The following is a 12,533-nucleotide window of genomic DNA, read 5'->3' on the forward strand; positions in this document are numbered from 1 at the left end:
CATATCCTTCCCAACTTAAAGACTAAGACTGTCATGAAAAAGACGAAAATTGTTTGTACTATCGGCCCGAAAACCGAATCTGAAGAGATGCTGACCAAAATGCTGGACGCCGGCATGAACGTGATGCGTCTGAACTTCTCCCACGGTGATTACGCAGAACACGGTCAGCGTATCCAGAACTTGCGCAACGTAATGAGCAAGACCGGTAAAAAAGCTGCGATCCTGCTGGATACCAAAGGTCCAGAAATCCGCACCATCAAACTGGAAGGCGGTAACGACGTCTCTCTGAAAGCGGGCCAGACCTTCACCTTCACCACCGACAAATCCGTTGTTGGCAACAGCGAAATCGTTGCAGTGACCTACGAAGGCTTCACCAACGACCTGTCCGTCGGTAACACCGTGCTGGTAGACGATGGTCTGATCGGTATGGAAGTGACCGCCATCGAAGGCAACAAGGTTATCTGTAAAGTGCTGAACAACGGCGACCTGGGCGAAAACAAAGGCGTTAACCTGCCGGGCGTCTCTATCGCACTGCCAGCACTGGCTGAAAAAGACAAACAGGACCTGATCTTCGGTTGCGAACAAGGCGTTGACTTTGTTGCGGCCTCCTTCATCCGTAAGCGTTCAGACGTGGTTGAAATTCGTGAGCACCTGAAAGCGCACGGCGGCGAGAAGATCCAGATCATCTCCAAAATTGAAAACCAGGAAGGCCTGAACAACTTCGACGAAATCCTCGAAGCGTCTGACGGCATCATGGTTGCACGTGGCGACCTGGGCGTAGAAATCCCGGTTGAAGAAGTGATCTTCGCGCAGAAGATGATGATCGAGAAATGTGTTCGCGCGCGTAAAGTGGTTATCACCGCAACGCAGATGCTGGACTCCATGATCAAAAACCCACGCCCAACCCGCGCAGAAGCAGGCGACGTGGCTAACGCCATCCTCGACGGTACTGATGCCGTTATGCTGTCAGGCGAATCCGCAAAAGGTAAATATCCGCTGGAAGCGGTGTCCATCATGGCCACCATCTGCGAACGTACCGACCGCGTAATGAAAAGCCGTCTGGACTACAACAACGACAGCCGCAAGCTGCGCATCACCGAAGCGGTATGCCGTGGTGCAGTAGAAACGGCTGAGAAACTGGAAGCACCGCTGATCGTGGTTGCCACCCAGGGCGGTAAATCTGCTCGCGCGGTGCGTAAATACTTCCCGGATGCGACTATCCTGGCGCTGACCACCAACGAAACCACGGCTCGTCAGCTGGTGCTGAGCAAAGGCGTGATCCCTCACCTGGTGAAAGAGATCGCGTCTACGGATGATTTCTACCGTCTGGGTAAAGAAGTCGCTCTGGAGCTGGTTGATCGTGGTCTGGCACAGAAAGGTGACGTTGTGGTCATGGTTTCTGGCGCGCTGGTACCAAGCGGAACTACCAATACCGCATCTGTTCACGTGCTGTAATAATTCCCGAACGAATTAATTTTGATAAAAAGCGCCCTCCGGGCGCTTTTTTTATTCCTGGCATTAGCTAAAGTCATTCAAATTGCAAATCGGGTTTTTCTATTTAATTGCGAATTATCTAAGATGAATCCGATGATAAATGCCTTTTTTTACATAGATTTTTGCTCAAAAAGGGCCGATTCGATGCTTCTTTGAGCGAACGATCAAAAATAGGTGTATTCCCATCAAAAAAATATTCTCAACCCAAAAAACTTTGTGTAATACTTGTAACGCTACATGGAGATTAACTCAATCTAGAGGGTATTAATAATGAATCGTACTAAACTGGTACTGGGCGCGGTAATCCTGGGTTCTACTCTGCTGGCTGGTTGCTCCAGCAACGCTAAAATCGATCAGCTGTCTTCTGACGTTCAGACTCTGAACGCTAAAGTTGACCAGCTGAGCAACGACGTGAACGCAATCCGTTCCGACGTTCAGGCTGCTAAAGACGACGCAGCTCGCGCTAACCAGCGTCTGGACAACCAGGCTACTAAATACCGTAAGTAATAGTACCTGTTAATAAAATGGCGCACATTGTGCGCCATTTTTTTTGCCTGCGTCAAACGGCTACTGCGTCACCTTCTCCCCTTCATCTTCCGCTACCGCAGCGGACCCCCGACTGTTCTGCACCGATAACACGCTATTGCTGGCCGACGGGCCGCTTCCTGACGACACGATAACTGGGATCCCGGCGCGGCGTGACAGGGCTTTCTCGATCAGAGCCTTATCGCTTCCCGCCTGAGAAACAAAGGTCGCAAAGTCGGCGGAGTGGGTAATGGGCGAGACCTGCGGGTTTTCTCCCTCAGCCTGCGCCAGCGGGCGGTGGACTTCAATATAGCGTTTACCATCCGGCTCCACGGAGAACTTCACGGGTTCATTGATAATCTGTACCCGCGTGCCAACCCGCACCTGTTCAAACAGGGCTTTAATGTCCGGGGCGTTCATCCGCATACAGCCGGAGCTGACGCGCAGGCCAACGCTGTCCGGCGCGCTGGTGCCGTGGATGAGATATTCCCCGTTGCCGACGCCTAAACGCAGTGCGAAGCGTCCCAGCGGGTTATTTGGCCCGGCAGGTACCACCGGCGGTAATTTAATTCCCTGCTCAAGAGAGCGTGCTCTGATGCCCGGCGTGGGCGTCCAGGTGGGATTCGGGATTTTCTGGCTTACGCGCGTGGTCGTGACCGGTGTTTCCAGCCCCAGCTGTCCGATGCCGAGCGGGAAGACCTGAACGATGTTTTCTCCCGGCGGGAAGTAGTAGAGCCGCAGCTCAGCGAGGTTCACCACAATCCCCTCGCGCGGCGTGTCCGGCAGCAGCATCTGCGACGGGATGGTAATGACGGTTCCCGGCGCCGGGTTGACTGGCGCAATGGTATTGTTCGTTTCCAGAATCACCTGCGCCGCGGTATTAAACCGGCGGGCGATGGTCTGCAGCTTATTATCCCCTTCCTGTATCGTGTAGGTTTGATTTTGCCCAATCAGGCGACTGCCTGCGGGCGGCAACGGATAGTCCATCGCGCGGGCCGAATTAAGTGCGCCGAGCGAACTGAGGAGTAATAGAGTTATGAGAGACGCGCGCTTCATGCTGAGATTCCTTATTCACTGGCAGGACGCCAGAAAGCTGAAAAACCAGCGAGGCGGGAACCACCTCGCGAAACAGAATGAATGCTGTTCTGTAAGTCTAGCTAAGGATTGCAGCTTTGGCGCGGATCGCGCGAATCATCGCTTCGAGTCCCTGGGAACGAGACGGGGTGAGGTGTTGTGTGAGGGCCATTTTTTCAAACCACGGGCGGACATCGAACGCGACAATATCCTGCGCCGACATCCGGTGATAAAGAATAAAGACGACCGCAATAAGCCCTTTTACAATGGCCGCATCGCTGTCGCCGTGCAGTGCTATCGTGCCGTCGTCAGACTGTTCCATCACAATCCACACCTGGCTCTGACAGCCCTGAATAATATTTTCCGGGTTATGCGCCTCTTCACCGAGCGGCGGCAGACGCTGCCCCAGCTCGATGATATACAGGTACTTCTCTTCCCAGTTTGCGCAACGCCCAAAGTTGCGCAGCAATTTGTCTCTGTCCGGCAGTTCTGCCATCTTTTGCCTCTCCGTTAGCCCAGCAGCTGGTGAATACGCTTAAGCCCCGCCACCAGCCTGTCGACCTCTTCCGTTGTGTTGTACATCACCAGCGACGCGCGGCACATTGCCGGCACCTGGTAAAACGCCATCAGCGGCATGGCGCAGTGGTGCCCGGTACGGACCGCCACGCCGTAGTTATCGAGGAAACTGCCCACGTCATAGGCGTGATGTTTCCCGAGATTGAACGCAATCACCCCTTGTCGGTCGGCAGGCCCATAGAGGGTCAGATCCGGCACGCTGGCAAGCTCGGCAAGCGCATAGTGCATCAGCAGCTGTTCGTACTCCTGAATGCTCTGAAGGCCGATTGCGGAGACGTAGGAAACCGCCGCCCCCAGCCCGATAATCCCGCCGGTGTTGGGCGTACCCGCCTCAAAACGCCACGGCGCGCGCGCATAGGTGGTGCCTTCCGTCAGGCTAACGGTGGCGATCATCGATCCGCCCCCTTCCCACGGCGGCATCGCCTGCAGGATGTCTTCTTTCACGTACAGCACGCCAATCCCGGTCGGCCCATAGAGCTTGTGGCCTGAAAAGACGTAGAAATCGCAGTCCAGCGCCTGAACATCAACCGCGTGGTGCATCACCGCCTGAGCGCCGTCAATCAGCACCTTCGCGCCGGCCTGGTGGGCTTTTTCGATAATCTCTGCCACCGGGTTTTCCGTCCCCAGCACGTTGGAGACCTGGGTGACCGCCACCAGCCGCGTGCGGTCATCCAGCAGTGCGTCGAGCTGCTCGAGCTGCAGCGTCCCGTCAAGGTTAAGCGGAATGACCCGCAGCTGCGCGCCAACGCGCTCACAGAGCATCTGCCACGGCACGATATTGGCGTGGTGCTCCATCTGGGTGATGATAATATTATCCCCCGCGTGGACCTGCGCGTTGCCCCAGCTGTTAGCGACAAGGTTGATCCCTTCGGTAGTTCCGCGCACGAAGACCAGCTCTTCAGGCGATTTCGCATTGAGGAAGGCGGCAATTTGCGTGCGCACGTTTTCCATACGCTGGGTCGCCTCGGCGCTCAGGGTATGAATACCGCGATGCACGGCGGCGTAGCCGTGGCGATAAAACTCGGCTTCCGCATCCACGACCGGGTTCGGCTTCTGCGCGCTGGCCGCGCTGTCCAGATAGGCCAGAGGAAGACCGTTTACTTCACGGGTCAGAACCGGAAAATCTGCCCGTACTTTCTCGACGGGAAAACTCATGCTTCGCCTCCAGGCAGACGCTGACCGATACGCGCCAGCACCTGCTGTTTCAACTGACCATCGTTCAGCGCTTCCGTCAGTTCGGCGGCAAACGCATAGATAATCATTTTCTGCGCCGCCTGCTGGTCGATACCGCGGGAACGCAGGTAGAACATCTGCTCGTCGTCGATGCGTCCGACCGTCGCACCGTGGCTGCACTTCACGTCGTCGGCGTAGATCTCCAGCTGCGGTTTGGTGTCCACTTCCGCCAGGCGACCTAACAGCAGATTGTTGTTGGTCATCTGCCCGTCCGTTTTAATGGCGTGCTGCGCCACGTTAATCAGTCCGTTAAATACCGCGCGCCCTTTATCACTCACGATAGTTTTGTGCAGCTGGCGGCTGTTGCAGTAGCCTTTGTTGTGCTCAAGCCAGGTGCGCGTGTCGCACACTTCAGATTTAACCGGCATCGCCAGGCTGTTGATGCGCAGCGTGGTGTTTTCACCGTTAAGCTGCGTGCTGGTGTTGTGGCGCAATACCGACCCGCCGAGCAGGAAGCTGTGGCTGTACGCCGCGGCATCCTGACCCAGCACAATGTCGTTATGGGCAAAGTGGTGGCTCTGCGCATTCTCAAACGCCAGCTTGACGTGGTGAAGCTGGGCATTGGCGGCAACGTTCATCGTCAGACGCGATCCGGTAAAGTGCCGGATATCGTTGAGGCTGACGTAATGTTCGATTACCGTGGCCTCCGCCCCCTCCGCCAGCTCAAGATGGTGGCGATAGTGCGCGGTGTTGATTTCGTCGCCGTCCAGACCCTGGGTGATGTGCATCAGCAGCAGCGGTTTTGCCGGACGCTGGTTACGCTTCACGCGGATATGCGTCACGCTGCGGGCCAGGCTCTCGGTTAGGTGCAGGAAAACCTCAGGCTGAACCGGGGCGCTCATGGGCTGGCGATCGTCGTTTATCTCAATCTCAAATCCGCTCCCCTGAAGGGCGTCGCTCAGCTCCGGACGGAACTCACCGTCGACAAACACCAGGCGCACGGCATCCACGTTTATGGCCAGCGCGTCACGCTGCGCAGGGGTGAGATCCGCCAGACGGGTCACGAACTCGGCGTTCAGCAGGCCATCAAGCGGAGTGTATTTCCAGTTCTCATGCTTACGCGTCGGCAGGCCGAGACGCAGCATCTGCTGCAGATGCTGCTGCGCCTGCTCAGAGCGCGTGCCGCCCTGGGCTTCAAACAGCCGGTGCCACTGCTGGAGCGCATTACTGCTGTTCGGTAAGCCAGCCATAGCCCTGCTCCTCCAGTTGTTTAACCAGCGTGAAATCACCGGATTTCACAATACGCCCCTGGTAAAGCACGTGAACGTAATCCGGCTTGATGTAGTCCAGAATGCGCTGGTAGTGGGTGACGATAATGAACGAACGCTTGCCGTCGCGCAGGGAGTTCACCCCGTCAGCGACAATCTTCAGGGCGTCGATATCCAGACCGGAGTCGGTCTCATCCAGAATGCACAGCTCGGGCTCCAGCACCGCCATCTGCAGAATGTCGTTACGCTTTTTCTCGCCGCCGGAAAAGCCAACGTTCACCGAACGGGTCAGCAGATCTTCCGGCATTTTCAGCAGCTTGATCTTCTCTTCCATCAGGTCCTGGAAGTCAAAGCGGTCCAGCGCCTCCAGGCCGCGATACTTGCGCACCGCATTCAGCGCCGTCTGCAGGAAGAACTGGTTGCTGACGCCCGGAATTTCGACCGGGTACTGGAAGGCCATGAAGATGCCCTCTCCCGCGCGGTCTTCCGGCGACATCTCCAGCAGATCTTTACCGTTAAACTCCACCGAGCCGTGGGTTACCTCATAATCTTCGCGCCCCGCCAGCGTCGCAGAAAGCGTACTTTTCCCGGAGCCGTTCGGCCCCATGATGGCGTGAACTTCGCCCGGCCTGACGTCAAAATTGAGGCCACGCAGGATGGCTTTGTCTTCTACGCTAACCTGTAAATCTTTAATGCTTAACATGTGCTTTCCTTAACCGACGCTGTGTTCAAGACTAATGGCGAGGAGTTTCTGGGCTTCAACGGCAAATTCCAGCGGCAGCTCAGAGAACACGTCCTTACAGAAGCCGTTAACGATCATCGAGATGGCGTCTTCTTCGCTGATCCCGCGCTGCAGGCAGTAGAAGAGCTGATCTTCCCCAATCCGCGACGTCGTCGCCTCGTGCTCAAGCTGGGCCGTGTTGTTACGGCACTCGACGTACGGGAAGGTATGCGCCCCGCAGTCAGCGCCAATCAGCATCGAGTCACACTGGGTAAAGTTTCTCGCATTGGTGGCCGTCGGCATGATTTTCACCAGCCCGCGATAGCTGTTCTGGCTATGCCCGGCAGAGATCCCTTTCGAGATGATGGTTGATTTGGTGTTTTTACCAATGTGGATCATCTTGGTGCCGGTATCGGCCTGCTGGTGACCGCTGGTCAGCGCCACCGAGTAAAACTCGCCGATGGAGTTATCCCCGCGCAGAATGCAGCTCGGGTATTTCCAGGTGATGGCAGAGCCGGTTTCTGACTGGGTCCACGACATCTTGCTGTTTTCGCCTTCGCACAGCGCGCGTTTGGTGACGAAGTTCAGGATACCGCCGGTATTGCCGTCGCCCGGGAACCAGTTTTGCACCGTGGAGTATTTCACCTCGGCATCTTTGTGGATGATGACCTCCACCACCGCCGCGTGAAGCTGGTAGCTGTCGCGAACCGGGGCGGAGCACCCTTCGATATAGCTGACGTAGCTGCCTTCATCCGCAACCAGAATCGTGCGTTCGAACTGGCCGGTTTTTTCGGCATTGATGCGGAAATAGGTGGACAGCTCCATCGGGCAGCGCACGCCTTTCGGCACATAGATAAAGGTGCCGTCAGAGGCTACCGCCGCGTTGAGCGCCGCAAAGAAGTTGTCGTTAGAAGGCACCACGGTCCCAATGTATTTTTTCACCAGTTCCGGATGATCGTGAATCGCTTCGCCGAAGGAGCAGAAAATGATCCCCTGCTCTGCCAGCTTCTCGCGGTAGGTGGTCGCCACCGAGACGGAGTCGAAAATGGCGTCCACCGCCACCTCTTTCCCCTCACGCACGGGCACGCCAAGCTGGTTAAAGGCTTCTTCCACCTCTTTGCTGAGGAAACTGTTCTCCGCACCGGTTTGCTGCACCGCGCCGGGCTGCGAGGCGCAGGTATCGTCACAGCTGCCGCAGGAGGGCGCAGAATAGTAGCTGTAATCCTGATAGTTCAGCTTGTCGTAGTGCGCTTTCAGCCAGTGCGGTTCTTCCATCTCCAGCCAGGCGCGGAAGGCGCTCAGGCGGAACTCCAGCATCCACTCGGGCTCGTTGCGTTTCGCCGAGATCGCCCGCACGACATCTTCGTTGATGCCTTTCGCCAGCTCATCGGTCTGCAGCTGGGTGAAGAACCCCTCTTTATAGTTGAGGTGCCCACCGCCCCAGGTATTTACTTCACTCGTTGCTTCAGTATTACGAGACATAGTACCGCCTATACCCCAAAGCTTTCGCCGCAGCCGCATTCGTTCTGGGCTTTCGGGTTATGAAATTTGAATAACTGGTTTAAGCCTTCGCGGACGTAGTCCACTTCGGTGCCGTCAATAAACGGCATGGCCTGCAGCGCGACGTACAGCTTCGCGCCGTCAGTCTCGAACACCAGGTCATCTTTCTCGGGTTCGGTGACGGTATCGAGCACGTAGCCGAAACCCGCGCAGCCGGTCTGTTTGACGCCTAAACGCACGCCAAGGATCTCGGGTTTTTTCGCCACCAGCTCGTGAATATGTGCCGCCGCCGCTGGCGTGAGCGTTAAACCGCGCCAGGCAAAATCGGCAGGATTAAAGGTTTCTGAATGCAGTTCCATAGGTCCACCTCATCTGATAAGCCATCAGGGCATAACACCATGTTAGTGATAACGATTATCACTTCAACCCTCTGTCAGCAGGGGCATTCGGCTAAACCGCCCTTTTTGCCTACTTTTATTAAGCATAGACCCTGTGAGAGGATGCAGTCAGGATGGATGTATTTGTTCAATGCATTGATTAATAATGCATTTCGTCGCGGCATTTATGACAGGGAAGAGAAAAGTAAAATATGCATCGGAAATGCCTATTTTTGAGATAGCTTTTGCTCAGAAAATGACAAAAACAAAAAAAGGCCCTCAAGGCCTCTGTTAATCAGTGATGAAATGAGACAGCAAACCCCTGTTCACGCCAGTGGTCGAGCTGTTCCTGCTGGCGAGGCGTTGGGGATTTCCCCGTCCAGACGAAGATTTTTTGCCCAGGGAACAGTTCAGGACGCGGCGAATCAATAGGTTCCGCCAGGACGTCAATGTGCCATCCCTTCTGCGATAAGCGCGCGGCTTCCAGCCACAGGTGGGTGCGGTCATCGCATTCCCAGCCAACCAGGAGGGCGTCTTTACCAGCTTTTTTGCGGGATTCCGCCAGGCTTGCAATCGCGAATTCGATCAGGACGCCGTCAAACAGGCTCGCCATGTGGCGCACGGTGTTTTGATCCTGATTCATGCGCTGACGAACGGGAGAAATAATATTGTCAATCAGCGCATCTATCGCGTGATCGCGGCGGAATTCGCCCATTTTGGCGCGCAGCTTTGCCGGGCTGGCGTAACGCAGAACGGTCATCATCTCTTCCTGGAACGAGACCCAGTTGCCCTGAGTCAATACTTCTTTGTTTTCCAGCAAGGCTTTGACTTTTCCGACCGAGACGCCGCTTTTCATCAGGCGCTTGATCTCTTCTATGCGGAGGATATCTTCATCGTCAAACTGACGATGACCCCCTTCGCTGCGCTGCGGCTTCAACAATCCATAACGGCGCTGCCAGGCACGCAGCGTAACGGGGTTGATACCGCATCGTTCGGCCACTTCGCCGATACTGTAATAGGCCATTAACTCCCTCACGCTCAGAACTTCCATACCTAACTGCACCAACCTTATCAGATTGTACACACCATTTGTATAACTAAGACCGCATTTTGCTCAGGTGAATGGGCTACTCCTCCCTTCACCTGTTAATACATTGTTGTATAAAAATTACCATTCGTACAGTTAACTCTGCCGTAATGTGTACAGCTTTATCAGAAGTCGAACTTTTTCTCCGGCCACGCAATCGCGGGAATACCGCCGTGTCGCGGGCTGGCAAAAAGATGTCCCTGGAACTGGGAAATCCCGGCGGATTCCAGCCACATCCACTCTTCAGCCTTCTCTACTCCTACCGCGCAGAACTGGATCTCAAGCGAGGAGCAGCATTTAATAATCGCCTGAATAATGGCCTGTCGGGGGCCGCTTTTATGCACGTTCGCGACCAGATCGCGATTAATCTTAATTCTGTCCGGCTGGAACTGCGCCAGCAGCTGCAGCCCGGCAAAACCGGCGCCAAAGTGATCGATCGTCACGCTGATACCCGCGCTTTTTAACTGCCTGACCGAATCCGTGAATTCATCAAAACGGGAAATGGCTTCGCTCTCGGTGAACTCCACCACAATTTGCTCGGGTACAAACCCATTTGCTTCAATCGCGGTGAGCAGGAAATCCACGGCGTTGGGAATGTTGACCAGCGTCATGGGCCGCAGGTTGAGGGATAACGTCTGATCCTGTAGCCCCAGCGCGCTGGCCATGGAGAGCGCCACCTGCTTGCTGTGTAAATCAGAGGCGTACACCTCGTCACGCGGCAGATTAGCAAAGTAATCTCCCGGTGCGCCGCCGTCAGGCGTGCGGAGAAGCGCCTCCCAGGAGACGACCTGCTGCATAAACGGATCGACTATCGGCTGGAACGCAAAGCTGCAATCCGCCCCTTTCGCGACCACTTCGGGCTGCGCGGACAGGCGCGTTTCTTCGCGAACGAACTCCCAGGAATCCGCAGGCGGCAATTCAAAATAGTTCGCTTTTTCCGTGGCCTCGACAAAGGTGCGGAAAAACTGCAGCGGGCGGTCATTATACGTCAGCTGATAGCGTGTCGTCCCCCTGTTGAGCACCTGCTGCAGCACTTCTTCCCTGTCGAAGTGGCGCAAATCAAAAAGCTCCATGCCCACGTTGCCAAAACGCCGGACAGGTCCATGATCGCGCATCAGCTCCACCACGTTATGGTGGCGCGGGTCGCTGCAGATCTGCTCATAGATAGCAGAGACGTGTTCCACTGGCCCTTCAAGCAGCTGAAAAAAATGTGTGCCGTTAAACAGCAGGATCCCCGTGACATTGGATTGCCGGTTTTTACTATTTGCTGCAGCGACCATGGCTTCCAGCGCTTTCACTGGAACGTCCTCGCAGATATGGCTGCGGTAAATGATGGTTGTGAGCATGCGATTCCTGGGGTTAGGGTTTTGGCCACAAAAAGGTGGATAAGTATCATTTATAGCACATTCATTGCCTGACAAATAATTTACATCTCAATCATTTACGGCAGTTAATGAAACATTTTTCTGCGCTGTACAACTTACCAGTGTCAGACCTTTTTGTACAATATATCCTGTAACATTACCGGTTCATACCAACTAATTAACCACCTGAAAATAAAGCAATTTATAAAATATATCATAAAAATATTAAAAATCTGTACATTTTAAGTGTACAGATTTAAGAATTGTGTATACCTTAATTGTAACGTTAGTGATTACAAAATTTTACAGGAGCGAAACATGCAGCAGAAAGGTTACGCCACAGATTCCGCAGCAGCGATCGCACAGTACTTCGAAAAGGCGGCGCTTCCTACTCAGCAGGAGACGCTGGGCCAGGTGGTTGTCGAAATCCTCAGCGACGGGCGAAACCTGAATCGCAAATCGCTCTGTACCAAACTGCTCAGCCGCCTCGAAAGGGCCGATGGTCCGGAAGAGGAAGAGCACTACCACATGCTGCTTGGTCTGCTCTTCGAACGGTAACGTGATGAATAGCAGTGACGCAGACCGACTGATCGACACGCTTATCGGTGAAGCCGTTCTCTCTCTTCTGAAAGAGCGGGGGCCAGTAACAACCGAAGGATTGCTGCAGCGTCTGCGGGTCATGAAAGAACATGAAAAGGATCCCCGGCGGCGGGAGACACTTGCGGTGGTGATTGCCGAGATCGGCTCAAACAGCATCGCCTTTAAACGTCGCAGAACCGCGCAAGGACGAACGAACAGAGAGGGACCTCTCAACGATAACAGAGACAATGTAGTGCCTTTATTTGGAAGTGGAAAACCGTCCGACCCCAAAAAAATACATTGACTGCAATTTAACAGCTACGGTGAGAACAAATGAGACAAAATATTCAGCTTCAACCCGAATACCACTCTGCTTTTTTAGACAGTGCGCTGGCGGAATATTTCCGTCATGCAGGCGATCGTTTTGCTGAAGAGTCCGCTATTTTTTCTACTGCAGTACGCTGTGTTCTGGCCTCCGAAGGCCATCTGTCCAACAAAGCGATAATCCTCTGGCTCATTCAGACGCTGGAAGCGACCCACGATGTGGTTCAGGCGGATGTGATTCGCAAGACCCTGGAAATCGTGGTGGGTTACACGATGGACGATCTGTAAGCTCCTGCGCTCAACGCCTCCTAACGTGTCATCGTCAAAACTGACGAACAGTCTGACGATGACACGCGTCTTCCCCGCTTAACACCCTGTTAAATCAGCAAAGCCAACCTGGCACGGTTCCTGCTTACCTCTGCTTACGGGACTGGGTTTTCCAGTCAACTTTGCTTCATTTCTTAACAGGTC

General features: G+C 54.7%; 14 protein-coding genes. 5 read left to right on the plus strand and 9 right to left on the minus strand.

The genetic code is table 11. The features are described from left to right. Positions 1-33 precede the first annotated feature (33 nt). Together pykF and lpp are read left to right on the plus strand one after the other, a co-directional pair. The gene (gene pykF, locus M2422_RS05210; RefSeq protein WP_029739779.1) at positions 34-1,455 is read left to right on the plus strand and encodes a pyruvate kinase PykF; all 1,422 of its coding nucleotides are present in this window, start codon (positions 34-36) and stop codon (positions 1,453-1,455) included. 309 nt (positions 1,456-1,764) lie between these two features. Beyond that, on the plus strand, positions 1,765-2,001 hold the full coding sequence (gene lpp, locus M2422_RS05215; RefSeq protein WP_010430241.1) for a murein lipoprotein Lpp: 237 nt from the start codon (positions 1,765-1,767) through the stop codon (positions 1,999-2,001). A 60-nt stretch (positions 2,002-2,061) separates the two neighbouring features. Here lpp and M2422_RS05220 read toward each other — a convergent pair whose 3' ends face one another. The 9 genes from M2422_RS05220 to M2422_RS05260 all read right to left on the minus strand — a co-directional run bounded on the left by M2422_RS05220 (position 2,062) and on the right by M2422_RS05260 (position 11,141). Further along, positions 2,062-3,075 carry a L,D-transpeptidase family protein gene (locus M2422_RS05220; protein WP_064672341.1) on the minus strand — a complete coding sequence of 338 codons (1,014 nt, stop codon included), beginning with the start codon at positions 3,073-3,075 and terminating at the stop codon, positions 2,062-2,064. 97 nt (positions 3,076-3,172) lie between these two features. Further along, positions 3,173-3,589, minus strand: a complete 417-nt coding sequence (sufE, locus tag M2422_RS05225; RefSeq protein ID WP_028012869.1) for a cysteine desulfuration protein SufE — start codon at positions 3,587-3,589, stop codon at positions 3,173-3,175. Between the two features lie 14 nt (positions 3,590-3,603). Next, positions 3,604-4,824 (minus strand): cysteine desulfurase SufS, encoded by a 1,221-nt coding sequence (gene sufS / locus M2422_RS05230; RefSeq protein WP_064672340.1) that lies wholly within the window; start codon positions 4,822-4,824, stop codon positions 3,604-3,606. Continuing rightward, positions 4,821-6,092 (minus strand): Fe-S cluster assembly protein SufD, encoded by a 1,272-nt coding sequence (sufD, locus tag M2422_RS05235; RefSeq protein ID WP_064672339.1) that lies wholly within the window; start codon positions 6,090-6,092, stop codon positions 4,821-4,823. The genes sufS and sufD overlap by 4 nt, the downstream gene beginning before the upstream one ends. After that, positions 6,067-6,813, minus strand: a complete 747-nt coding sequence (gene sufC / locus M2422_RS05240; RefSeq protein WP_033145303.1) for a Fe-S cluster assembly ATPase SufC — start codon at positions 6,811-6,813, stop codon at positions 6,067-6,069. Before sufC ends, sufD begins: the two co-directional genes overlap by 26 nt. 9 nt (positions 6,814-6,822) lie before the next feature. Next, positions 6,823-8,313, minus strand: a complete 1,491-nt coding sequence (gene sufB, locus M2422_RS05245) for a Fe-S cluster assembly protein SufB (RefSeq protein ID WP_023335409.1) — start codon at positions 8,311-8,313, stop codon at positions 6,823-6,825. An 8-nt stretch (positions 8,314-8,321) separates the two neighbouring features. Beyond that, the gene (gene sufA / locus M2422_RS05250; protein WP_008500631.1) at positions 8,322-8,690 is read right to left on the minus strand and encodes a Fe-S cluster assembly scaffold SufA; all 369 of its coding nucleotides are present in this window, start codon (positions 8,688-8,690) and stop codon (positions 8,322-8,324) included. A gap of 313 nt (positions 8,691-9,003) precedes the next feature. Further along, positions 9,004-9,732 carry a MerR family transcriptional regulator gene (locus tag M2422_RS05255; protein ID WP_064672338.1) on the minus strand — a complete coding sequence of 243 codons (729 nt, stop codon included), beginning with the start codon at positions 9,730-9,732 and terminating at the stop codon, positions 9,004-9,006. A 188-nt stretch (positions 9,733-9,920) separates the two neighbouring features. After that, a complete protein-coding gene (locus M2422_RS05260; RefSeq protein WP_064672337.1) occupies positions 9,921-11,141 on the minus strand; it encodes a diguanylate phosphodiesterase in 1,221 nt (406 codons plus the stop codon). 336 nt (positions 11,142-11,477) lie between these two features. Here M2422_RS05260 and ycgZ point away from each other — a divergent pair, with 336 nt between their 5' ends. From ycgZ to M2422_RS05275, 3 genes are read left to right on the plus strand one after another with little or no spacing between them, the layout of a single operon-like run. Next, positions 11,478-11,717: a regulatory protein YcgZ gene (ycgZ, locus tag M2422_RS05265; RefSeq protein WP_029739771.1), complete on the plus strand. Its 240-nt coding sequence runs from the start codon at positions 11,478-11,480 to the stop codon at positions 11,715-11,717. A 4-nt stretch (positions 11,718-11,721) separates the two neighbouring features. Then, positions 11,722-12,042 carry a hypothetical protein gene (locus tag M2422_RS05270; RefSeq protein ID WP_029739770.1) on the plus strand — a complete coding sequence of 107 codons (321 nt, stop codon included), beginning with the start codon at positions 11,722-11,724 and terminating at the stop codon, positions 12,040-12,042. Between the two features lie 29 nt (positions 12,043-12,071). After that, positions 12,072-12,350, plus strand: a complete 279-nt coding sequence (locus M2422_RS05275) for a biofilm/acid-resistance regulator YmgB/AriR (protein ID WP_048977426.1) — start codon at positions 12,072-12,074, stop codon at positions 12,348-12,350. The last annotated feature ends 183 nt before the right edge of the window (positions 12,351-12,533 follow it).

The organism is Enterobacter sp. SLBN-59, assembly GCF_024807915.1.
Lineage (GTDB): Bacteria > Pseudomonadota > Gammaproteobacteria > Enterobacterales > Enterobacteriaceae > Enterobacter > Enterobacter asburiae_B.